This is a genomic window from Bradyrhizobium sp. 63_E2_N1_3 (assembly GCF_052076005.1).
Taxonomy (GTDB): domain Bacteria; phylum Pseudomonadota; class Alphaproteobacteria; order Rhizobiales; family Xanthobacteraceae; genus Bradyrhizobium; species Bradyrhizobium barranii.
The window spans coordinates 4,555,814-4,577,993 of the sequence record NZ_CP197235.1; the positions used below are offsets into that span (position 1 = coordinate 4,555,814).

A 22,180-nucleotide genomic window follows, 5' to 3' on the forward strand; every position below is an offset into this window, starting at 1 on the left:
GCGGCGCCGGTGCGACAAATCGCCCGCTGGTCCACAACACGAGCCCGAAATCGACAGATGATCGTGCGGTCAGGTCGGCCTACGGTCGTGGTCTGATCGAGACGGCCCCAGCCAGCCGCTATTGCTTGACCGCCAGCGTGTCCAGGCAGTGGTTGAGATAGACGGTGCGATCCCTGGGCAGCACCTTGTCGAGATCCGCCTTCAGTGCGCATTCGCGTTGCCGCATCTGCTCGGCCCGGCGCTTCTCGGCCGCCTCGCGATATTCGGGGGCAACCTTGTTGGGATCGACCAGCGCCTGCGCGCGGGCGGGAGCAGTCACGGCGAGCGCGATGGCGGCGATGATGATAATGAACTGCTTCAAATGAGCCTCCGTAAAAGGGCTCATGCTAGCGCGAGGGTAGCGAGGGCTCAAACGGCAAGTACGGCGAGGCGACCGATCGCGCAGCCTGTCCAAGCTGCGTCCGAGAGGCTGTCGGCGGAGTCGGTTTCGACGACCTGACGTCGGCCAAGTGAAGTGGGGTAAGTGAAGTCGGCCAAGCGAAATCGGCCAAGCGAAGTCCATTCACTTCGAGGCGTGGTCGATCTTGTGCCCGAGATGCCCGGTGTCGTGATCGCGACGCAACTGGCTCAGCGAGGTCTCGTTCAATTGATGCAAGACCTCGCTGAGCGGGGTCGCATCGGGATAACCGGCCGCAAATGCCTTTCCGTAGATCTTCCGCAACGTACCGACCAGCGTGTTGCCGTGCTTCTTGCTGATCGCGCCATCCTTGTCCCGATGGCGGCCGTCCAGGCCCGGTTCCTTCATGTGGTTCTCCCTGTGCGGCGTCTTAAGCGCCTGGAGAGAGCGTGCTCCCAAACGAATTGGTTGGCAACGGTGCGGCGCGCGGGAGTTGAGCGGCGGTCCGCTCGATCGCAAGAACGTCGCGTTCGCGCTTCGCTCTCCTAGCTGTGAAGCCGCGTCAGATCGCGGTGGGTCGGTCGGCGTATTACATGAGCGGGAACGGACTCGATTGGAGCCGATACGATGCGTGTTGTTTTGGCCCTGGGCCTCCTGATCGTCTTGTGTACGTCTGCGGACGCCGCGCACCACGCTCGTGCGCACAATCCTGCGACACGCCATCCTCCGGTTGATCGTTTCGGCACGGAAGTGAATCCTCGCGTGCGCTTCGCGGTCCCCGGCTGGAGCGATGAAGCAACGGCGCGCTGGCTCAATGATGCCTCGTCCAACGTCGGCCGAGGCGGATAGCCACACCCGGACGCGGTACGCGAAGATCGGCGGAGCCGTGTGAACCAGTTCACACTCGCGCTTCGAGACCGGTGCTATGAAGGCCTCATTGCTTTTACCGATTGATATTTTGAAAACGCCCCAGCGCTCCCTACCAGGCGCTGGGGTTTCATTTCGATCACGATCACCGCTCGCGAAGCGTGATCGGACCGGACGGGTGCTTTCTGAAAAGTGCCGAAGGGCGGGGCGGCTAAGCGGCTTGCTCCTCAAACGAGGTGTAGACCTGCCCGGCCGGATCGACGATCTGAACGTCCCAGCAGCCGTCTTCGACGAGCTCTCGGGCCTTCTTGAGGGCGGCCGCGAGTGACAGCCGCTTGAGGCTGACGACGCCTGCCGTGTCGAAACCGCTGATTTCAAACATGCCGTTCCTCCGGTTTTCCTGAATCTTACACCTTTCGAGGGCGTTGTCTCCCGGCTTTTGTGGCAAGGCCCTTGGAACTGCAGGCAGCTGCAGTGTCCAGTGCAGCGCGGTGGCCGCCATCGTGCCATCGGCCGACCCTGATGGTCGTGGCGCTCCCGTCTCGTTCAGGCGTCATTCAGAGGGGTTGTCTATCTTGCTGCCTTGGAGGACCGCTTCGATGTTGATCACCACTAATGCGACAATCCTTGCTCTTCATGGCGGTGCAACGGCGCCGGCGTCAGCTGTCGAACGCCCGCTCGAGGTGCAGTATCGCGGCGTGCCGAGACATCCGCCGCCGTGCGGTGATCATTGGGATCAGAGCGCCCGCGACGGGATGTGCTATCCCAACGGCTATCTCCGTCCCGAAGACCAGGCGGCGCTGCAGGGATACTATCAGGGCCCGCGGCCTTACTATGGAATGCGCCGGCGTCCGGTGCCATGCGGCCACGGCGCTGACGTCGATATCCGCGACGGTGTCTGCTACCCCAACGGCACGGTTCCACTACAATTCCAGGACCGGCCAGAGAATTACTATCGGCGGTACTGAGAGACGGGCCGTCAGGCGCACGGCCGAGTTTGCTCTCGATCAGTGTGCTCTTGATGAGCTAGCCGCGGAGCCGGCCCAGCGCCACGACTAAGCGGCCTGCTCCTCAAACGAGGTGTGTACGCGCCCCGTCGGATCAACGATCTGAACGTCCCAGCACCCGTCTTCGACAAGCTCTCGGGCCTTCTTGAGGGCGGCCGCGAGTGACAGCCGCTTGAGGCTGACGACGCCTGCCGTGTCGAAACCGCTGATTTCAAACATGCCGTTCCTCCGGTTCCCGTGAATCTTACACCTTTCGGGGGCCTTGTCTCTCGGCTTTGGTGCTTCGAAGCAGGCTGCCGCGTGACTCATTCCGTCCCTTCGCCCCCCGTAATCGGCCGGGGCGGCCAGGCCTGCCAGGCGGCCATGTCGCTAACGTGGAATTAATCCAAAATGCCCACAATTTTAGGCAGTTGTAGGTGGGTGCTGCGTAGAGGAGCCGTCGCGAGGACGTTCCGGCGTCGGCTTCCTGTTGCTCGCTCATTTGAGGTCAATGGACATGACCACGACATCCGAGGCGCAAGGCCTCGTCGAACAACTCGACCCCGCGGCGCTCGCGCTCGCAGTCGCAGCACTCGAGCCCGCAGCCCCGGAAGCTCCGGCACCGGCCAAGCGGTCCAGCCGGAAATCGGTCCTGGCACTGTCGGTGTGTGCCTTGGCTATCAATGGTGCGGCGGCGATCTATACATGGCCGGCTGATCTTTCGTCGCCGAATCTCAGCAGTCTGGCTGAACTGCTTCCGCGCCGGGAAGCTTCCGCGCCAAAGGCGGATCCGGTTGTCGCTGCCTTGAAGGACATTCAGTCGGCCCAGCAGCAACACACGGCTTCGCTGCAGGAGAACAACCACGCCTTGCAGCAAAATGCAGCCCTGCTGCAGCAGGATTCAATGGTGCTGCTGTCTCTGCGACAGAGCATCACGGACGAACGGGTGGATGTGAGGAAGATATCTTCACAGCTGTCCACGCTCATCGCGAAGGTCGACACGCTGCAGAATGCAATGATGTCGGACGTCACGTCCTCGATCCGAAAAGCGAACGCGCGCTATGGACTGTCGGCAGCGATGCGGAAGCGGATGGTTCGGCAGTCGAAGTCTGTCGGGCCGGTTTCAGTTGGGGGAGCGCCGCTGAGTGTGCCGGCTGCGACGTCGGCTCCGGAAAGCTGAAGATAGTTCAAGCGAAGCAGTTGGCATTACTGGCCCTCGAGTTCACGTTGGCCGGTCTTCTTGTCATGCCAAGCAGGACACGATGGCAAGCACGACGTCTGCGCTTAGCTCCCCTGAGTACATCGTGAAAAGGATGCCAGCGCCAAGAACAACAGCAGAGACCTTGAGAATAATCATTTTGAGATCCCCTCGTGGGTGACGAGACACTGGACCCGGATTGTTTCCTGAGTGCTTCGCGTGATGCGGCGAACGGTTTCATTCACCGAGACGTTATCCGTGAGGGGCCGCTCGACTTAGGGGCCGCTGCGCCCCGATGCATTTTCGAGATCAAGCCCGGGGGCATCGCAATCGAACTGGCGCGCGCCAACGGTGACTTCAAAACTCTCTCGCAAGAGCGAGCGCAAGGTCTCAGTTGCTCCGTTCGGACCTCCAGCCGGTTTCCCGATGTGAAATGGTGGCTGTAATATCGGTATCTCTGCCGGCCGACTGGCGCCAGGCAGCCACGCCGAAACACACCGTCAGCGTTAGTGTCGTCAGCAATAGCAGCACGGACAGAAACTGGCTCACACACACCCCCGGCAAGATCACGCGCGAACGCGCGCACATCTGGTTGATTCGGAAAATGCAGCCCGACTGACCTAGGGAGCGTTTTCCCCAAGGTTGCAGACCCGTGGACCAACACTCGTAGCCCTTGGCCACCGCGCTCAGGAGCCGGCTCCGCACGCACCAGGCTTCTGCGCTTCACAAGAATTGGCCGGCTATTGCCGTCGCCACGGCATAAGCTTTGGCTGGATGCTCGATGGTAGCCTCGCCGGCCGTCGCTCTATGATAGAGGCGATTGTTGGAGGCGGTGACTTTACAGCGCTGCAGATCCCGTCCGACCGACCAAATTGGAATCGCAGCCCTAGATCTCGCGATGGAATTAGCTGGCAACGCAGCGAAGCGCTGACCCGCCGGTTCGCGCTGGCGGCCCCCCTTAGAATTCGCTAGTTGGGGGGGCTGCCGCTCTTGGCCTTGGACGAATGTTTCACTACCGGTTTGGCCGGCGTGGCCGGCTTCTTCGCTTCGTCGCCGCGGGCAGTTCCCCACGGATCGACTGCCTTCTGGTTGGGAACATTGCCGAGGGAGCGTTGATAGGCGCGCTCGGCCCGAATGTCGTCCGCCTTCTCGGCCTCCGTCTTGTCCTTGGACTCGCCGTACATTGGAACATGGTCCTGAGCCAATGCGGTTTGTCCGATCAGGGCAAACATGACAGCGGCGGCGATTTTGCGCATCGAGAAACTCCCGGTTCTGCGACTAGCATAACATCGCGCCGATTGCGGCATCAATGCATCGGAGTGGCGTCCGGTAACGGCTGATGACGCATCGCCGCCGGTTGAAGCGGTAGAGATAAGCCCGCCGGCTCACAAGGTCGGCGGGGTTCTCTTGCGGGGCAGGCTAGTCATCATCCGCCGACGAGCCGTTAGTTCGCTAGTTGAGCGCGCGCCTGTTTGACATTGCGTGAGACGACACGATCGTAGGCCGATAAAGCGGCATCGGTCGCTAACTCAACCATTTCTCGATAGGCGCCGTCGTTCGTTTGAGTGAAGCTTTCGCGGATTGCTCTGGCAAGCTGTTCGTCTGAAACGGCATCTCCCGGGGCCGCTCGTCCGGTGAGTCGGCTATACAGATTCAAGCGATACACGTCGGCGGCGATTTGCCAGGCCCAATCCTCCAGTCCCAGTTGTTGAACCACCCGGTCGACCCCTTGCTCTACGCGCAGAAAAATTGGGGTAGTCGACGCTGGGCATAGAAAAAACTAACTCAGGTTAGAAAAAAATCTGCCCTACAAATTCAGGTGGAAGCCGCCGCTCGAGGCGCGCGCCGGTTCAGGCACCAACAAATACGCCGCCGGGCTCTAATACATTGTCCCGGCGGCGGTGTTCATTTCCAGCCCCGAGATGGGAACTAACAAAAACCTCGGATAGAGATTTTACGTACGAAACCTGGGAAGGTTTCAGGCTGCCGGTTCACGCTGGCGGGCCTTGGCAGGCCCTGCAAACTCCTGTTGATGTGGCCGAGGAAGCTGTCACATTACTTTGACAGACAGGTGCCAATTTGGAAGGCGCTGGGATTTCAGAGCCCAGACCGGAATACGCGACGAACGCTGCCAAGCTGACCTGCCCCTGAAGTTTCACCCAGTAGCGGTTAGAGTCTCGGCGGATGTTACGCCGTTTGGCGCGGTGTGAGCAACGTGCGATCGGCGGAGCTGGTCGGGGTTGCGCAGCCGATCGCACGTTGCGGTGAGGTAGGCGGCATAGGCCGCAGGGGTCAGATAGCCGAGCGAGGAATGCGGGCGTTGGCCGTTGTAGTCGCCGACCCAATCCGCAATCTTGGCGCGGGCGTGATCGAGGCCGAAGAACAAGGTTTCGTTGAGAAGCTCGTCCCGCATCCGGCCGTTGAAGCTTTCACAGAAGCCGTTCTGCATCGGCTTGCCCGGCGCAATGAAGTGCCAGTCGATCTTGTTCTCCTCCGACCAGGCCAGCATGGCATTGCAGGTGAACTCGGTGCCGTTGTCGGAGACGATCATGCCCGGCTTGCCGCGCTGATTGATCAGCGCCGTCAGTTCGCGTGCCACCCGCCGCCCCTGGATCGAGGTGTCGGGGATGGCCGCCAGACATTCCCGGGTCACGTCATCGACGATATTCAGGACCCGGAAGCGACGGCCGCTGGCGAACTGGTCGTGGACAAAATCCAGCGACCACCGGGCGTTCGGCCGAGCCTCGACCAGTATCGGCGCTCGGGTGCCCACGGCGCGGCGGCGGGCCCGGCGCTTGCGCACGCTGAGGCCTTCCTCTCGATACAGACGGTAGATCCGGTTCCGCCCGGACGGCTCGCCCTGCTGGCGAAGCAGCACGAACAGCCGGCGGTAGCCGAACCGCCGACGGGCATTAGCAAGCTCGCGCAAGTGGCCGCGTAGTTCGGTGTCCGGCGGTCGGCACGATCGGTACCGAACCATCTTGCGGTCAGCGCCGACGATGCCGCAGGCCCGCCGCTCCGCCAGACCCATGACGGCCTGCAGGTGCGCGACGGCTTCGCGCTTGGCGACGGGCCCTACCATTTTTTTGACAAAAGCTCGCGTAGCGCTGCAGCATCCAGCATCTGCTCGGCCAGCAGCTTCTTCAGCTTGGCGTTCTCGTCCTCGAGTTGCCGCAACCGCTTGGCATCGGAGACGTCCAGACCGCCGAACTTCGCCTTCCAATTGTACAGCGTCGCTTCAGAGACGCCATGCTTCCGCGCCAAATCGGCAGCCTTCGCACCCGCCTCATGCTCACGCAGCACGCCAATAATCTGCTCTTCCGTAAACCTGGCTCGCTTCATCTGTCCGTCCTTCAGAAGGCCGGATGACCTGCCCCTGAAGTTTCACCCAGTAGCGGTTAGAGTCTCGGCGGATGTTACGCCGTTTGGCGCGGTGTGAGCAACGTGCGATCGGCGGAGCTGGTCGGGGTTGCGCAGCCGATCGCACGTTGCGGTGAGGTAGGCGGCATAGGCCGCAGGGGTCAGATAGCCGAGCGAGGAATGCGGGCGTTGGCCGTTGTAGTCGCCGACCCAATCCGCAATCTTGGCGCGGGCGTGATCGAGGCCGAAGAACAAGGTTTCGTTGAGAAGCTCGTCCCGCATCCGGCCGTTGAAGCTTTCACAGAAGCCGTTCTGCATCGGCTTGCCCGGCGCAATGAAGTGCCAGTCGATCTTGTTCTCCTCCGACCAGGCCAGCATGGCATTGCAGGTGAACTCGGTGCCGTTGTCGGAGACGATCATGCCCGGCTTGCCGCGCTGATTGATCAGCGCCGTCAGTTCGCGTGCCACCCGCCGCCCCTGGATCGAGGTGTCGGGGATGGCCGCCAGACATTCCCGGGTCACGTCATCGACGATATTCAGGACCCGGAAGCGACGGCCGCTGGCGAACTGGTCGTGGACAAAATCCAGCGACCACCGGGCGTTCGGCCGAGCCTCGACCAGTATCGGCGCTCGGGTGCCCACGGCGCGGCGGCGGGCCCGGCGCTTGCGCACGCTGAGGCCTTCCTCTCGATACAGACGGTAGATCCGGTTCCGCCCGGACGGCTCGCCCTGCTGGCGAAGCAGCACGAACAGCCGGCGGTAGCCGAACCGCCGACGGGCATTAGCAAGCTCGCGCAAGTGGCCGCGTAGTTCGGTGTCCGGCGGTCGGCACGATCGGTACCGAACCATCTTGCGGTCAGCGCCGACGATGCCGCAGGCCCGCCGCTCCGCCAGACCCATGACGGCCTGCAGGTGCGCGACGGCTTCGCGCTTGGCGACGGGCCCTACCATTTTTTTGACAAAAGCTCGCGTAGCGCTGCAGCATCCAGCATCTGCTCGGCCAGCAGCTTCTTCAGCTTGGCGTTCTCGTCCTCGAGTTGCCGCAACCGCTTGGCATCGGAGACGTCCAGACCGCCGAACTTCGCCTTCCAATTGTACAGCGTCGCTTCAGAGACGCCATGCTTCCGCGCCAAATCGGCAGCCTTCGCACCCGCCTCATGCTCACGCAGCACGCCAATAATCTGCTCTTCCGTAAACCTGGCTCGCTTCATCTGTCCGTCCTTCAGAAGGCCGGACTCTAACTTCAACTGGAGGAAATCGGCAGGGGCAGGTCACGGACTCTAACTTCAACTGGAGGAAATCGGCAGGGGCAGGTCAAAGCGAATATATTCCGCTTGTGCAGCGTTCAGTATCCTCTCAATTTCGGGAGTTCGGCGTGTTTGATGCTGAAATGACTGCGCTGCTCAGGGCGGTGCTCGATGAAGTTTGCGAAAATATTCCTGTAAGCGAGACGGGCGCCAGAGCGTACGTTGCTTCGAAGCTGCTCGATGCCGTGGCACATGGGCAGTTCTCGACCGACGCGTTGAAAGCAGCGGGTCGCGAGGCCTTGAACCCACCAACGGTGTGGCGCTAATTATCCGCTCCACATCACTCGATCACATCGTATTCGAAGGCGACGCCCTCCGGGTCGTTCTCCTCAAACCATCGTTCCGCGGCGCCCACCGTCGCGAAGACCTTGATGTGATCGATGTCGCCGACCTGCTTGGGGTGTTGCGCCGGCCCTAGTGGGGCTCTTTCGCGCGCATGGAGCGCATGTGCCCGGATCTGGCGGACGGGGAGGGCGTGCTGCCGCTTGAGCGCGCCGGCCTCATGGCGATCGCGAGCAATTGCCGCGCTGCATCCTCGACGCTCAGATCGGCAATCAATTTGCCAACACAGTGCCCACACACGGCTTTTTCGGTCGGCTTGTGATTTCGCTCAAGTTATTGTTTCGGCTTGGTGAGCGCGCTGGGGCTCGAACCCAGGACCCCGTGATTAAAAGTCACGTGCTCTACCGGCTGAGCTACGCGCTCCCATGGCCGCTGATGGCTTTCAAGATCGATCGCCATCGTCTTCGGACATTCGAGAAGCATGTCTTGCCGCTGCCTCAACTGGCGTCGCGGGGAAAAACCGGCTGTTTCCGGATCATGCTTTCGGCCCGCGCTGTGTAGGGGGACGGGGCGCTGAGGTCAATAGCGCGAGTGGCGGCCCAAACTCTTGGCGGAGGCGGGGATTCGCTCGCGCTTTCCGCCGCTTAGACCAGAATTTTTAACTCGATTGGCGGCCCGCTATCCACGCCGAACAGCGCCGGTGGCTTGCCGGCGCGGAGGTTTCACCCGCGCCGAGAGGCCGTTCGTTCGTCAGTTCGCTTCCCGCCGGACCTCGCTCGGCACCGGCTGCGGCGTGCCGGCGGGGGTCGGCAGGGCCACGGGGCGCAGGCCGATCAGCTCGGCGGTGCGGATCGCGCTGTCGCGCCAGAACTGGAACGAGTTGATGCGGCTGAGCTCGAGGATCGCGATCGCGACCGCGGCCAGGAACGGCAGGCTTTGCAGCACCAGGACGCCGGCGAAGATGTAGATCTCGGTGATCTGGCGATAGCTGTTGGAGGCGATCAGCACGCCGGCGCCGATCACCAGCAGGGTGCCGATCACGGCCTCCCAGAACGCCTGGAATTCGATCGACATCCTGGACAGGCCGCCCTTGGAGGTGCGCGCGAACGCGATGTGCTCGGTGATGAGACCTTGTGCGACCGCGCGCGACACCGTCCATTGCACGCTCATCGCGGCGATCATCGCGCCCATCATCTGGCCGGGTTTGATCGCGACGCGCGCGCGGTACATCGACAGGAAGTGTGCGAGCGAGACGATGAAGGCGCCGATGATCGGTAGCGTCAGGATCTTGTCGGGGATGGCGATGTCGGCGAAGGCGACGATCGGCACCCAGATGAGGTTGAGCAGCGCCACCACCACGCCGAGGCTCTCGGCGCCGAGCCAGTTCAGCCAGCCCAAGCCATATTCGCGCTTCTGATCGGGCGTCAGCCGGCTGCGGCCGGGCAGGAAGTTCCGCCAGTGCTTCTTCACGATCTGGAGGCCGCCATAGGCCCAGCGGTGACGCTGCTTCTTGAAGGCCTCGTAGGTGTCGGGCAGCAAGCCCTGGCCGTAGCGATGATTGGTGTAGTGGGTGGTCCAGCCGAGTTGCTGGATCGCGAGGCCGAGATCGCTGTCCTCGCAGATCGTGTCGGACGACCAGCCGCCGGCCATGTCCATCGCGGCGCGGCGGATCAGGCACATCGTGCCGTGCACGATGATGGCGTTGGCTTCGTTGCGCTGGACCATGCCGATGTCGAAGAAGCCGGCATATTCGCCGTTCATGATGTAGTGCATGATCGACAGGTCGCCGTCGCGATGCTCCTGCGGCGCCTGCACGAGGCCGACGCGCGGGTCGGCGAAAGCAGGCACGAGGTCCTTCAGCCAGTCGGGATCGACGACATAGTCGGCATCGAGGATGCCGATGATCTCGGCATCGACAGCGGTGCGGTCCATCGCGATGCGTAGCGCGCCGGCCTTGAAGCCCTGCACCTTCTCGGCGTTGATGAACTTGAAGCGTTCACCGAGCGCGCGGCAATGGTCCTGGATCGGCTGCCAGAAGGCGGGATCGGGCGTGTTGTTGATGATGACGACGCATTCGTAGTTCGGATAGTTCAGCCGCGACAGCGCATCGAGCGTCTGCTTCAGCATCTCGACCGGCTCGAAATAAGCGGGGATGTGGATCGAGACCTTCGGGTAGTAATTCTCGGGAACGTTCTCGACCGGCTTGCTCTTGGAGAGCAGCCGCTGCGGCGGCCGGCCCAAGGCCACCGCCGCGATCTCGTCGACGCGCGCCATCGCGATGAGGACAAGGGGAACAAGCAGGATCATGCCGAGCGTGAGCGCGAAGGCCGAGCCGAAGATGAAATAGTGGTCGTTCCAGAACGCGAACACGGTCGCGGCCCAGGCGCCGACGCCGTTGGCGGTCGCCGACAGCAGGAACGCCTGCCTGGCGGTCGGCTGCTCCAGCCGCAGGATCGGCAGCGACAGGAGGATGCCGACCAGCAGCGCAATTCCCATCAGCTTCCAGTAGTCGGGATTCTCGACCGGTCCGGTCCAGGCGAATTTCGGCTCGCGGCTGGCGTTCAGGATGCCCCAGTACGGACCGACGCCGCCCTCGAAATATTTCCAGGGCTGATCGATGGCTTCGACGATGTTGTATTCCATGCCGATGGCTTCGGCGCGGCTGACGAAGTTGCGCAGGGTCAGCGCCTGCTGGAACGGACCGGGGTCGGCGTTGCGCAGGTTGTAGCCCTGGCTCGGCCAGCCGAATTCGGCGATCACGATGCGCTTGCCCGGGAACAGATTGCGCAGCAGGTTATAGCGGTCGACGGCCTGGTCGACCGCCTGGTCCGAGCGGAAGTTTTCCCAATAGGGCAGCACGTGGGCGGCGATGAAGTCGACGTTGGAGGCAAGGTCGGGATTGTCGCGCCAGATGTTCCAGATCTCGCCGGTCGTGACGGGCACGCGGACCGAGCCCTTCACCTTCTTGATCATGTCGATGAGGTCTTCGACCTTCTGCTCGCCGCGGTAGATCACCTCGTTGCCGACCACGACGCCGACGACGTTGCTGTTCTTGCGGGCGAGTTCGATGGCGGCCTTGATCTCGCGCTCGTTGCGATCCTTGTCCTTGTCGATCCAGGCGCCGACGGTGACCTTGAGGCCGAACTCTGCCGCGATCGGCGGCACCAGCTCGACGCCGCCGGTGGACGAATAGAGACGGATCGCGCGCGTCATCGTCGACAGCGTCTTCAGGTCGGCGCGGATTTTCTCGACGGTGGGGATGTTGTCGATGTCGGGGTGCGCCGCGCCTTCGAACGGGGCGTAGGAGACGCTGGGCAGCAGGCCCTTGAAGTCGGGCGCGGGTTCCTTGTCGCGCAGGACTCCCCAGATGCCGGCGTGAAGCACGGACACAAGCAACAGAACGGCGGCGACAACGCGCATCGCGGCTAAACCAAAAGGGGCTGAGGTGGCAGGGAAGCGGATCCGACCCCGAGATCCGACCGAGTCCGCGGCAAATGGAGCATACCTCTGCCGCGCGGTTTCACAACTGTCATGGCCTCATGACCGTATGAGGGCATGACAGTTTCGGAATGTGCGGCAGTGCCAACCGCTTCTATCGCCGATCGTTCCTGAACGGCGGCTGAAACGATCGCGGCTATTTCGAGGGCGCCGGTGTCGGGCTTGCCGCAGGCGCGGGGCTCGCGGCCGGCTGCGGGGCCTGCGAATTGCCCGTGGCTGGCGCCGCCGGCTGGGAGGCGCTGGCTGACGCCTGCTGCGGCTGGGATGCCGGGTTGATCCAGCAGGCGTGCACGCGGCTGTCCAGGGTCTCGGCGACCTTGGGATCGATCTGGCCGCCAAAGCGGGTCAGGCAGCGGAAGGCGGCCTGGATGTGGCCGCCGGGGCAGCCGAAGCGGTCGTAGAGGTCGAGATGGCGGAACGCGGTATCGAGGTCGTCGCGCCACATCAGCCGCACCACGCGCCGGCCGAGCCAGACGCATTCGGGGTTGCCGGCCGGGCCGTTGATGACCTGGGCTGCTTCGGCGAACTCGTCGGTGCGGCGCTGGTTCTGGGCGGCGTCCTTGGCGGCGGCATCGGCGGGCTGGGTGGTTGCCTTGCCCTGGTCCGGGGCGGGCGTGCCGCTCTGGGCGGAGGCGCCACCGAGACCGACCATCACGACCAGGGAGGAGACGGCCAAGGTGGCGGCGAACTGCCGCAGGACCGCATTTCGTAACTCGAACACCCGTTGCCGCATGAATTCCCCAATATATCAGCTGACCGCCCGCGCCAGGACCTCGCGGACTCGCCGGTGATGGCGTCCAAATGGGTCCCCAATGCGGCGGCAAAGTCCTGCCGAGTCCATGACCTGAATTTGAAATTTTGTCCAGCAAAGTCACGATCCTAGGCCTCTGTCGAACGGCCGCAGGTAAATTCCTCGGGGGAGGGAAGGATCCATCCCGGACACACCCCTTGGCAGATGGCGCGTGAGCAGGTAATCGACGGCACCTCGCGGAGGACGGAACCGATTTCTCTTCGTACGCCACTGGCGCTTCTGCTCGTTTCACTGGGTGCGATTGCTGCCGTGTGGTGGTGGCTGGCCACGCCAATCACGCTCGCGCGCGCCCCGATCGACCCGGCCGACAAGGTCCAATGCGTCTCGTATGCGCCGTTCCGCGGGGAACAGTCGCCGCTGAACGCGTGGACCCATATCGAGGCCGACCAGATCGAGCAGGATTTGCGCCAGCTCAAGGAGATCACCGACTGCGTCCGCACCTATTCGATGGAGAACGGGCTCGACCAGGTGCCGGCGATCGCCGCCAAGGTCGGCGGGCTGAAGGTGCTCCAGGGCATCTGGCTCTCCAGCAACCGCGCCAAGAATTTTGAGCAGGCCGCGCTCGCCGTCCGCCTTTCCAAGGAATTCCCCGGCATCATCACCAGCGTCATCGTCGGCAACGAGGTGCTGCTGCGCGGCGAGATGACGACGGCGGACCTCGTCTCCATCATCCGCTCGGTGAAGGCGCAGGTCAGCGTGCCCGTCACCTATGCCGACGTCTGGGAGTTCTGGCTCAGGAATCGCGAGGTCTATGACGCCGTCGACTTCGTCACGATCCACATCCTGCCTTATTGGGAGGATGTTCCGGTGAAGGCGAAGTTCGCAGCGAGCCATGTCGAGGCGATCCGCGAGCGCATGGCGGTCGCGTTCCCCGGCAAGGAAATCCTGATCGGCGAGACCGGCTGGCCCAGCGAAGGGCGCATGCGCGAGGGCGCGCTGCCGTCGCGCACCAACCAGGCGCGCGTCGTCTCGGAAATCCTGGGCCTGGCGAAAGCGAACAAGTTTCGCGTCAATCTGATCGAGTCCTATGACCAGCCCTGGAAGCGCAAGCTGGAAGGCACCGTCGGCGGCTATTGGGGCCTGTACGACTCGGTGCGCCGGAACCTGAAATATCCGCCGGGCCAGCCGATCAGCAATTTCCCGTACTGGAAATGGTACATGGGCGCCGGCATGGGCCTCTGCGTGCTGGTGTTCGCGGTCGCCGGCCTCACGCTGCGCAGGCGGCCGTGGACGCCGCGCTTCTCGGCCTGGCTCGGCGTCGCGATCTCGGCGACGTCAGCGGGCACCCTGCTCGGGATCGGCGTCGACAAGATGTATTATGAGAGCTACGGCATCGGCGGCTGGCTGCACTGGGGCGCGCTGCTTCTGGCCGGCATCCTGTCGCCGATCTTCTGCGCGCAGGCGATGGTGATCGGCCGCAGCCTTCCGACCTTCCTCGATCTGCTCGGCCCGCGCGAGGGCCGCAAATGGTCGAAGCTCACCGCCGTGCTCGGCCTGACGCTGGCGGTGACCGCGGTGATCGCGGCGCAGACCGCGCTCGCCTTCGTGTTCGACTCGCGCTACCACGACTTCCCCTACGCCTCGCTGACGATGGCGGTGGTGCCGTTCGCGGTGCTGATGCTGAACCGGCCGCAGATCGGCCAGCGTCCGATTGCGGAATCGGTATTCGCGGGCCTGCTCACGCTGGCGGCCGCCTATGTGCTGTTCAACGAGGGCCGCGAGAACTGGCAGTCGCTGTGGACCTGCGCGATCTACTTGCTGTTCGCGTTCACGCTGTGGCGGGCGCGGGCCGAGCAAATCCAAGAATGAACAGGCCGATCGCAAGGCCCGACAGCACGACATTGTAGAGCACGATGCCGAGGCCGGCGGCGACGATGCCGACGGTCAGCAGCACGATCGACGGCCGCATGAGGTTCAGCGTCGCAACCACCAGCGCGACGATGCCGAACACCGAATTCTTGAACAGCACCGTCGAGACTGTGCGCGCCTTGCAGATTAGAGTCTGCAGGCCGGCGTCACAGGCGAGGCCAACGGTCGAGTTCTCGATGCCGAGATAGCGCAGATAGATCGCGTAGCCGACGGACACGAAGCCGACGACGATCAGGAACTGCACCTGGTAGGGCGTGAGGCGGAAGGGCTTTTTTGTCATGGGCGCAATATGGTCGGGATGACGGGAGGGGGCAACAGGCGAGGTGGATATTTCTGCCCATTGCATAATCGCCAATTAGGCGATGAGACCGAGCTCGCGCGCGCTGTGGCTAACCCAAGCGACACAGGAGACCATTGGGCCTCAATTCCAGCTCGAATGCCCAAGGTTGTGGTGCGTTAATCAGGTCCTCCTCCATATTGCCCTGAGGCGAAAGCTCAGTCTTGTACATCGCCGTCGCGATGGCCAGTGGGACTCCCCCTGGATTGGGCACTGGAATTCCGGCATCAACGCTGATTGGGCCGCCATTTATTGGATCGGATGCCATCAGAGTCGTGTTCAAGCCGTCTCCTAGATCGACAGCGCAACCGTGCATGAGCGTTACCGCGAAGAGCTCAGTCAGGCGCTTTTGTTGATCGAAAGCGTTGCTTTCCTTGGGTTCGAGCACTCCGCTGCTTCTCAGGGTTGCCTTCAGATCGGTGAACAGTCGATCAGACGTAAATGCAGGCCGGACGACAAAGCTACTCGTCAATTTGTCAATATAATCCAGCTCTTCCGCGTTGAGCCGTTCCACGCTTATCGTTCCGAAGTTAGTGCGGACGATCTTTTGTTCGATCGTCTCGACTAGCTTTTTTGCCTTCGCCATCGGGAATTTTCGGAGGCGCGGCGGAGCGCGTCTGAGGGTCGCGTGCAGCCAAGGCACGAACTGGGATGGCAGTGATCTGTTCGTGATGTACGGATTGGCCCCAGGCGGGTGTCTATTGAAGAAAGACATGAAGAAGGCGATCAGAGCCCAATCGCGCACTTCCCGAGTAACTATCCCTTTGTTGCGTTCGGCCTTATGAGCGACGAAGTCGCCGATTTCCTGAACAGGTTCTCTTCCATCGCAGCGATCTCTGGCAAATAGAAAAATACGCGCCAGATCCTCCGGCACAAAGTCTCCGTTCAGGAAACGAACAACGCGCGCTCGGATTCCAGCATCAACCATTGTCGATCACCCCTGCGTTGATGCTTGTTATTTGAGCGTTCCTACCGCCTGAAGAACGACGACAGCGTCGATCCCGTCGAGGCCGTCTCCGGCTTCGCCGGTGCGGCCGGCGGCTGAGGCGCGGGGGCAGGCGCGGGCTCCTCGCGCTTCGACGAGCGTTTTGAGGAGTAGCTGCGGCGGCGCTTCTCCGGTTTGGCGGCCGGAGCGGGCGCCGGCGCAGTCTCGGCTTGCGGGACGGAGTCCTGGTTCTTGTCCGCGTTCTTCTCCTGAACCCGGTCCTGAGTCTTCTCTTGTCCCTTCTCCGATCCGCCGCGCATCGACAGCCGCTGGCCGTCGAACACGGTGGTCTCGCAATGGCGGTCGTTCTCGGCGAGGCCCGCGCAGAGCTTTGCGGCGGCGGCGGCATTGATCAGCGGGCCGGCCCCCAAGCGGAGCTGCATGCCGAGGCCGGCATTGCCTTCCTTGATCATGATGATCGGCCGCAGCGCCGCGATCTCGGGATTGGACTTGGTCAGGCCGCGCCAGAGCGCGCGCAGGCCGTCGAGCGAGTTGGCGCCGCCAAGGTCGATGGCGAAGCGCGTCTGCTGGACCGCGATTGCAGGGGCCTCGCTCTCGGCCGTCTCCGGCGGCTTGGCTGGCGCCGCGGCGACCTCGGTCGGGGCGGGCGCCTGTTCGGGCTTCTTCTCGGCGGCCTTCTCCGTCGTCTCGGGCTGCGTCAGCTTCGATGCGGCGGGATCGGGTGGCGCCATGATCGACTTGGATGGCACCAGCGGAAGCATGGGCAGTGCCGACGTTGTCAGCGGCGACTGCGATACCAGCGAGGCCATGGCGGCGTTCTGCGGCGGCGGGATCAACTGATCCTTTGCGGCCTCCTTCAGGGCGTCTTTTGTCGGCTCCTTCGCCTGGTCCTTCGCGGCTGCCGCGCGCGGCTTGTCACTTGGGGGAGCCGGCGTCGAGGCGACCGGCGCGACGGTCGGCGCCGCGGGCTGGGTGTCAGGCGCCGGCGCGTCCTGCGGCTTCGCGCTCTGCTTGGCGATGGCGCCGGTGACGGAATCCATCCCTTGCTCGAGCACGGTGACGCGCGAATAGAGCCGGTCACGATCGGTGTTCAGCGTCTCGATGGCGGAGGCGAGGCGGCGGGCCTCGTTCTGGCTCTCCTTGGTCAGCATCTGGAGCCGGTCGGCCTGGCGCGACAGATCGGCCGACGCAACCTGGTCACGGCGCCAGCCGAGCTGGGCCTGATTGGCCATCACGGCCATCACGACGGCGCCGACGGCAACCACGCCCCACGCGCCCAGCCGCCACATCGTGCTGCGGTCGACCGCGCTTTCCTCGGCCAGAAGTCCGGAGAACAGCCCGCCGGTCTCCTTGGCCCCGAAGGCGTCCGCCAGTGGGTCGGAATCCTTTGCCATGAACGTTAAGTGCCCAGCCCCGAACTGCTTCCCCGAATCAATCAGGGAACATTAACAGGAAAACCCCGTCGCACTTGAATTCCGGGCGTTTGCGGGGGTAGCAAGGCGACAGCTCATGACGGCGTCGGCCTGCCGCCGCCCGTTGATTCGGCCATGTTTGACAGGATTTCGATGACCGCCCGTTCCAGCCTCACGATCGTACTCGCCGCCGGCGAAGGCACGCGCATGCGATCGAACCTGCCGAAAGTGCTGCATCCGGTCGCCCACCAGAGCCTGCTCGCGCACGTGCTCGCCGCCACACCGAAGGGAACCGGCACCTCGCTCGCCGTCGTGATCGGCCCCGACCATCAGGCGGTCGCGGACGAGGCGAAACGCATCCGTCCCGATGCGCTCACCTTCGTGCAGGCAGAACGGCTCGGCACCGCGCATGCGGTGCTGGCGGCGCGCGAGGCGATTGCGCGGGGCGCGGACGATCTGCTGATTGCCTTCGGCGACACGCCGCTGATCTCAGCCGAGACCTTTGCGCGGCTGCGCGCGCCGCTCGCGAAGGGCGCAGCAATCGCCGCGCTCGGCTTTCGCGCCGCCGATCCCACCGGCTATGGCCGCTTCATCGTCGAGGGCGACCGTCTGGTCGCGATCCGCGAGCATGCCGATGCCAGCGCGGACGAGCGCAAGATCGATCTGTGCAATGCCGGCCTGATGGCGATCGACGGGCGCCGTGCACTCGCGATCCTCGACAAGATCGGCAATGCGAATTCGAAGGGCGAATATTATCTGACTGACGCGGTCGGCGTCGTTCGTGAACAGGGATGGGAGTCCGTCGTGATCGAGACCAGCGAGGACGAGGTGCGCGGCATCAACACCAAGGCGCAGCTCGCGGAGGCCGAAGGCGTGATGCAGGCGCGCTTGCGCAAAGCGGCGATGGAAGCAGGCGTCACGCTGATCGCGCCCGAGACCGTTTATCTGTCCGCCGATACCGTGTTCGGCAATGACGTCACCATCGAGCCGTTCGTGGTGATCGGTGCGGGCGTGTCGATCGCCGACGGCACGGTGATCCATTCCTTCTCGCATATCGTGCAGACCACGCTCGGCAAGAACGTCTCGATCGGCCCCTATGCGCGACTGCGACCCGGCACCTCGCTCGGCGACGGCGCGCGCATCGGCAATTTCGTCGAGACCAAGGCCGCGACGCTGGAGGCCGGCGTCAAGGTCAACCATCTCTCCTACATCGGAGACGCCACCATCGGCGCCAATTCCAACATCGGCGCCGGCACCATCACCTGCAACTACGACGGCTTCAAGAAGCACAAGACGATCATCGGGCAGGGTGCCTTCGTGGGCACCAACTCCTCTCTCGTCGCGCCGGTGAAGATCGGCAACGGCGCCTATATCGGCTCAGGCTCGGTGATCACGCGCGATGTGCCCGACGACGCCATGGCGCTGGAGCGCAATCAGCAGACCATCCGGGAAGGCGGCGCTGCGCGCTATCGCGAGATGAAGACCGGCGGCAAGAAGCCGGAAAAGAAGCCGGAGAACTGAGCGCCAACTGCGGTGTCCTCTCGCTTTGTGCGCGATCTGAGCAGTTTTCTGATTGACACATTCGTCACGGGGATGGGGCGACTGCTGCTGCGGGAAATGAACGAGTACGATCCGCCCGAGATTTTGGCCCTCGTCATCGGGCTAGCGTTCTGGGCGCTCCTCATTTTCCTCGTCTGGGCCGTGATGCTGGGGTGGTAGGGCGCGCCGCTATTCGTCGTCGGAGAATTCCGAGAAGATCGCGCGCGTCAGGCGCCAGCCGCGCGGCTTGGCCCGTTTCGCAGGTTCTCCGGCAGCGTGCTTGACGAAGACGGGTTTGCTTTCCTTGCCGCGCTGGGGCGGCGGCCAATGCGCAAGGTGCGTGCCAGTGGTCTCGCTGGCGTGGGCATACATCGATGACAGGCCTTTGCGGCCGGACGAGCTTTTCATGACCTTACTCCCTGGCCGGGAATCGTTGGTCAAACTTATTGACAACAAGTTAATTCGCGCGGTTTAAGGCCGGCCAATTCGACGCAGTCGAAATCGGAAGCGAACCGGCGCTGTCTCAATCCGCAATAATTATTGAGTATCTGGTTCCTTAGGAACTTCGCTAAAGACCGAGCGGATCGTTTAGGCGATTTTTCGACGATTTGGGGGATATTGATCCGCATGTGCGGGATTGTCGGCATTCTCGGGCGCACGCCGGTTGCAGAGCAATTGGTGGATTCGCTCAAACGTCTTGAATATCGCGGCTACGACTCCGCTGGCGTCGCCACGCTCGAAGGCAAGCATCTCGCGCGCCGCCGCGCCGAGGGCAAGCTGAAGAACCTGGAGAAGCGTCTCGAGGCCGAGCCGCTCAAAGGCACGACCGGCATCGGCCACACCCGCTGGGCCACCCACGGCAAGCCGACCGTCAACAATGCCCATCCGCACGCGACCGAACGCGTTGCCGTGGTCCATAACGGCATCATCGAGAATTTCCGCGAGCTGCGCGAGGAGCTCGAGAAGAAGGGCACGGTGTTCCACACCGAGACCGACACCGAGATCGTGCTGCATCTCGTGGACGATCTGCTCACGCGCGGCAACAAGCCCGTGGAAGCGGTGAAGCTGACGCTGGCGCGGCTGCGCGGCGCCTTCGCGCTCGGCTTCATCTTCGCAGGTGACGACGATCTCATGATCGGCGCCCGCAATGGCCCGCCGCTCGCGATCGGATATGGCGATGGCGAGATGTATCTCGGCTCCGACGCCATCGCGCTCGGCCCGTTCACCGACACGATCAGCTATCTCGAAGACGGCGACTGGGTCGTGCTGACGCGCAAGGGCGCCACGGTCTTCGACAAGGACGGCCACGCCGTCCAGCGCGAGAAGATCAAGCACGCCGCCTCGACCTCGCTGGTCGACAAGGCCAATTACCGCCACTTCATGGCGAAGGAAATTCACGAGCAGCCGGAAGTGGTCGGCCACACGCTGGCGCGTTATGTCGACATGGCGACCGAGCGCGTCTCGCTGCCGGTCAAGCTGCCCTTCGACTTCAAGAGCATCCAGCGCATCAACATCACCGCCTGCGGCACCGCGAGCTATGCCGGCTTCGTCGCGAAATACTGGTTCGAGCGCTTTGCGCGCGTGCCGGTCGAGGTCGATGTCGCCTCCGAATTCCGCTACCGCGAGGCGCCGTTGCGGAAGGGCGATCTCGCCATCTTCATCTCGCAGTCGGGCGAGACCGCCGACACGCTGGCCGCGCTGCGCTACGCCAAGGCTGAGGGCGTGCACACGGTGGCCGTCGTCAACGTGCCGACCTCGACGATCGCGCGCGAGAGCGAGACCGTGCTGCAGACGCTCGCCGGCCCCGAGATCGGCGTCGCCTCGACCAAGGCCTTCACCTGCCAGCTCATGGTGCTGGCAAATCTTGCGATCGCGGCCGGCAAGGCCCGCGGCGAATTGTCCGACGAGGACGAGACCAAGCTCGTTCATGGCCTTGTCGAGATCCCGCGCCTGATGTCGGACGCGCTCACCACCGAGCTCCAGATCGAGAAGCTGGCGCGTGAGATCGCCAAATCGCGCGACGTGCTCTATCTCGGCCGCGGCACCAGCTTCCCGCTCGCGCTCGAAGGCGCGCTGAAGCTGAAGGAGATCTCCTATATCCATGCCGAGGGCTATGCCGCCGGCGAGCTGAAGCACGGGCCGATCGCGCTGATCGACGAGACCATGCCGGTCGTCGTCATCGCCCCCTATGACCGCGTGTTCGAAAAGACCGTCTCCAACATGCAGGAGGTTGCCGCCCGCGGCGGCAGGATCATCCTGATGACGGACGCAAAGGGCGCGGAGGAGGCGACCGTCGAGTCCCTCGTCACCATCGTCATGCCCGATATGGCGGCCGCGTTCACGCCGATGGTCTATGCCGTCCCCGTGCAGCTGCTCGCCTATCATACAGCGGTCATCATGGGCACCGACGTCGACCAGCCGCGCAACCTCGCGAAATCGGTGACCGTGGAATAGGCAGAAGGGATCAGGCCGGAACGCTAGGTAGTCTTCCAAAACCTGCTAGAAGACCCTAGCTTGAGTGCAGCGACCGACCTGGAACCCGAATGACCCCCCGCGACGACGCGCCTGCGCCGCTTGATCCCATCCCGGAACCGCATACCGGCCTGATGGGCCGCTTCCGCAATTATTTCCTCACCGGCCTCGTCGTGACGGGGCCAATTGCCATCACGCTGTATCTGGTCTGGTGGTTCGTCACCTGGGTTGACGGCGTGGTGCGGCCGTTCGTGCCGTTGGCCTATCGGCCCGAAACCTATCTGCCGTATGTCATTCCAGGTTGGGGACTGATTGTCGCATTCTTCACGCTGACGCTGGTCGGCTTCCTCGCCGCCAATCTGATCGGACGGACGCTGGTCGATATCGGCGAGACCTTCCTCGGCCGCATCCCGGCGGTGCGCGCCATCTATCGCGGCCTGAAGCAGGTGTTCGAGACGCTGTTCTCGGGCAAGGGCTCGAGCTTCCGCAAAGTCGGCCTGGTCGAGTTTCCGTCGCCGGGCATGTGGTCGATCGTGCTGATCTCGCAGTCGCCGAATGAAGAGGTCGCGCGCAGCCTGCCGGGGCAGGAGGAGCACGTCTCCGTGTTCCTGCCGTGCTCGCCGAACCCGACCACGGGCTTCTTCTTCTACGTGCCGAAGAGCAAGATCGTCGAGGTCGACATGAGCACCGAAGATGCCGCGACCCTGATCATGTCGGCCGGCGTTGTGCAGCCGGGCTCGGCGCCCGACCCGAAGAAAGCCGCCGCGCTCGCGGGCATGGCGAATGCCGCGCGCATTGCCAACGCGTCCGCGCTCCAGCCCCAGCCTGCGAAGGTGGAGTAGGGCCATTCCCGTTTCGGATGGCCGCATTCACGCAAGCACTTTCGTCCTCTGCTAGTC

23 protein-coding genes, 1 tRNA gene and 2 pseudogenes are annotated in these 22,180 nt (G+C 63.4%); 8 read left to right on the top strand and 18 right to left on the bottom strand.

Features of this window, described 5'->3' with window-relative positions:
- Window positions 1–118: 118 nt before the first annotated feature.
- The 3 genes from AB7531_RS21665 to AB7531_RS21675 form a co-directional block, all read right to left on the bottom strand.
- Entirely contained in the window at window positions 119–361 is a 243-nt protein-coding gene (locus AB7531_RS21665) for a hypothetical protein (RefSeq protein ID WP_063983193.1), read from the bottom strand.
- 201 nt (window positions 362–562) lie between these two features.
- Window positions 563–805 (bottom strand): hypothetical protein, encoded by a 243-nt coding sequence (locus tag AB7531_RS21670; RefSeq protein WP_028152129.1) that lies wholly within the window; start codon window positions 803–805, stop codon window positions 563–565.
- A 670-nt stretch (window positions 806–1,475) separates the two neighbouring features.
- Window positions 1,476–1,646, bottom strand: a complete 171-nt coding sequence (locus AB7531_RS21675) for a hypothetical protein (RefSeq protein ID WP_167541702.1) — start codon at window positions 1,644–1,646, stop codon at window positions 1,476–1,478.
- 217 nt (window positions 1,647–1,863) lie between these two features.
- On the opposite strand from AB7531_RS21675, the gene AB7531_RS21680 reads away from it, so the two are divergent.
- On the top strand, window positions 1,864–2,232 hold the full coding sequence (locus AB7531_RS21680; RefSeq protein ID WP_187387694.1) for a hypothetical protein: 369 nt from the start codon (window positions 1,864–1,866) through the stop codon (window positions 2,230–2,232).
- 87 nt (window positions 2,233–2,319) lie between these two features.
- Here the strand turns inward: AB7531_RS21680 and AB7531_RS21685 are convergent, their stop codons facing one another.
- A complete protein-coding gene (locus AB7531_RS21685; RefSeq protein WP_166096634.1) occupies window positions 2,320–2,490 on the bottom strand; it encodes a hypothetical protein in 171 nt (56 codons plus the stop codon).
- Window positions 2,491–2,761: 271 nt separating this feature from the next.
- Here AB7531_RS21685 and AB7531_RS21690 point away from each other — a divergent pair, with 271 nt between their 5' ends.
- Window positions 2,762–3,430 carry a hypothetical protein gene (locus AB7531_RS21690; protein ID WP_063983196.1) on the top strand — a complete coding sequence of 223 codons (669 nt, stop codon included), beginning with the start codon at window positions 2,762–2,764 and terminating at the stop codon, window positions 3,428–3,430.
- 986 nt (window positions 3,431–4,416) lie between these two features.
- Here AB7531_RS21690 and AB7531_RS21695 read toward each other — a convergent pair.
- The 6 genes and pseudogenes from AB7531_RS21695 to AB7531_RS21720 all read right to left on the bottom strand — a co-directional run.
- The gene (locus tag AB7531_RS21695; protein WP_063983198.1) at window positions 4,417–4,704 is read right to left on the bottom strand and encodes a hypothetical protein; all 288 of its coding nucleotides are present in this window, start codon (window positions 4,702–4,704) and stop codon (window positions 4,417–4,419) included.
- Window positions 4,705–4,892: 188 nt separating this feature from the next.
- A complete protein-coding gene (locus tag AB7531_RS21700; protein ID WP_063983199.1) occupies window positions 4,893–5,165 on the bottom strand; it encodes a hypothetical protein in 273 nt (90 codons plus the stop codon).
- Between the two features lie 438 nt (window positions 5,166–5,603).
- Window positions 5,604–6,671, bottom strand: coding sequence for an IS3 family transposase (locus tag AB7531_RS21705; RefSeq protein ID WP_231142186.1), 1,068 nt, complete (start codon window positions 6,669–6,671; stop codon window positions 5,604–5,606).
- Window positions 6,638–6,790: pseudogene (locus tag AB7531_RS21710) on the bottom strand (transposase); the annotation flags it as partial. The gene AB7531_RS21705 and the pseudogene AB7531_RS21710, both read right to left, overlap by 34 nt.
- Before the next feature lie 42 nt (window positions 6,791–6,832).
- Window positions 6,833–7,900, bottom strand: a complete 1,068-nt coding sequence (locus AB7531_RS21715) for an IS3 family transposase (protein WP_231142186.1) — start codon at window positions 7,898–7,900, stop codon at window positions 6,833–6,835.
- Window positions 7,867–8,019, bottom strand: a pseudogene (locus tag AB7531_RS21720) (transposase); the annotation flags it as partial. The gene AB7531_RS21715 and the pseudogene AB7531_RS21720, both read right to left, overlap by 34 nt.
- Before the next feature lie 164 nt (window positions 8,020–8,183).
- Between AB7531_RS21720 and AB7531_RS21725 the strand changes: the two are divergent.
- A complete protein-coding gene (locus AB7531_RS21725; RefSeq protein ID WP_231142042.1) occupies window positions 8,184–8,381 on the top strand; it encodes a hypothetical protein in 198 nt (65 codons plus the stop codon).
- Window positions 8,382–8,395: 14 nt separating this feature from the next.
- Here AB7531_RS21725 and AB7531_RS21730 read toward each other — a convergent pair whose 3' ends face one another.
- The 4 genes from AB7531_RS21730 to AB7531_RS21745 all read right to left on the bottom strand — a co-directional run bounded on the left by AB7531_RS21730 (window position 8,396) and on the right by AB7531_RS21745 (window position 12,628).
- Window positions 8,396–8,695, bottom strand: a complete 300-nt coding sequence (locus AB7531_RS21730) for a hypothetical protein (RefSeq protein WP_063983202.1) — start codon at window positions 8,693–8,695, stop codon at window positions 8,396–8,398.
- Between the two features lie 49 nt (window positions 8,696–8,744).
- Window positions 8,745–8,820 (bottom strand) — tRNA-Lys (locus AB7531_RS21735).
- 327 nt (window positions 8,821–9,147) lie between these two features.
- Complete coding sequence (locus tag AB7531_RS21740; protein WP_063983203.1) at window positions 9,148–11,817, bottom strand: glycosyltransferase; 2,670 nt, start codon at window positions 11,815–11,817, stop codon at window positions 9,148–9,150.
- Between the two features lie 214 nt (window positions 11,818–12,031).
- Complete coding sequence (locus AB7531_RS21745) at window positions 12,032–12,628, bottom strand: hypothetical protein (protein WP_063983204.1); 597 nt, start codon at window positions 12,626–12,628, stop codon at window positions 12,032–12,034.
- Between the two features lie 222 nt (window positions 12,629–12,850).
- Here AB7531_RS21745 and AB7531_RS21750 point away from each other — a divergent pair, with 222 nt between their 5' ends.
- Entirely contained in the window at window positions 12,851–14,515 is a 1,665-nt protein-coding gene (locus tag AB7531_RS21750; protein ID WP_187387696.1) for a glycoside hydrolase family 17 protein, read from the top strand.
- Here AB7531_RS21750 and AB7531_RS21755 read toward each other — a convergent pair.
- The 3 genes from AB7531_RS21755 to AB7531_RS21765 form a co-directional block, all read right to left on the bottom strand.
- Complete coding sequence (locus AB7531_RS21755; protein ID WP_028147889.1) at window positions 14,475–14,855, bottom strand: hypothetical protein; 381 nt, start codon at window positions 14,853–14,855, stop codon at window positions 14,475–14,477. The two genes, AB7531_RS21750 and AB7531_RS21755, sit on opposite strands and share 41 nt — an antisense overlap.
- Window positions 14,856–14,964: 109 nt before the next feature.
- Window positions 14,965–15,840, bottom strand: coding sequence for a hypothetical protein (locus AB7531_RS21760; protein ID WP_063983206.1), 876 nt, complete (start codon window positions 15,838–15,840; stop codon window positions 14,965–14,967).
- A gap of 41 nt (window positions 15,841–15,881) precedes the next feature.
- The gene (locus AB7531_RS21765) at window positions 15,882–17,252 is read right to left on the bottom strand and encodes a hypothetical protein (RefSeq protein WP_063983207.1); all 1,371 of its coding nucleotides are present in this window, start codon (window positions 17,250–17,252) and stop codon (window positions 15,882–15,884) included.
- A gap of 171 nt (window positions 17,253–17,423) precedes the next feature.
- Here AB7531_RS21765 and glmU point away from each other — a divergent pair, with 171 nt between their 5' ends.
- The gene (glmU, locus tag AB7531_RS21770) at window positions 17,424–18,791 is read left to right on the top strand and encodes a bifunctional UDP-N-acetylglucosamine diphosphorylase/glucosamine-1-phosphate N-acetyltransferase GlmU (RefSeq protein ID WP_063983208.1); all 1,368 of its coding nucleotides are present in this window, start codon (window positions 17,424–17,426) and stop codon (window positions 18,789–18,791) included.
- A gap of 12 nt (window positions 18,792–18,803) precedes the next feature.
- The gene (locus AB7531_RS21775) at window positions 18,804–18,989 is read left to right on the top strand and encodes a hypothetical protein (protein ID WP_187387697.1); all 186 of its coding nucleotides are present in this window, start codon (window positions 18,804–18,806) and stop codon (window positions 18,987–18,989) included.
- 9 nt (window positions 18,990–18,998) lie between these two features.
- Here AB7531_RS21775 and AB7531_RS21780 read toward each other — a convergent pair whose 3' ends face one another.
- Window positions 18,999–19,217 carry a hypothetical protein gene (locus tag AB7531_RS21780; protein WP_028158733.1) on the bottom strand — a complete coding sequence of 73 codons (219 nt, stop codon included), beginning with the start codon at window positions 19,215–19,217 and terminating at the stop codon, window positions 18,999–19,001.
- Window positions 19,218–19,436: 219 nt separating this feature from the next.
- Here AB7531_RS21780 and glmS point away from each other — a divergent pair, with 219 nt between their 5' ends.
- On the top strand, window positions 19,437–21,263 hold the full coding sequence (gene glmS / locus AB7531_RS21785) for a glutamine--fructose-6-phosphate transaminase (isomerizing) (protein ID WP_063983209.1): 1,827 nt from the start codon (window positions 19,437–19,439) through the stop codon (window positions 21,261–21,263).
- Between the two features lie 89 nt (window positions 21,264–21,352).
- Window positions 21,353–22,123: a DUF502 domain-containing protein gene (locus tag AB7531_RS21790; protein WP_014495163.1), complete on the top strand. Its 771-nt coding sequence runs from the start codon at window positions 21,353–21,355 to the stop codon at window positions 22,121–22,123.
- Window positions 22,124–22,180: the final 57 nt, after the last annotated feature.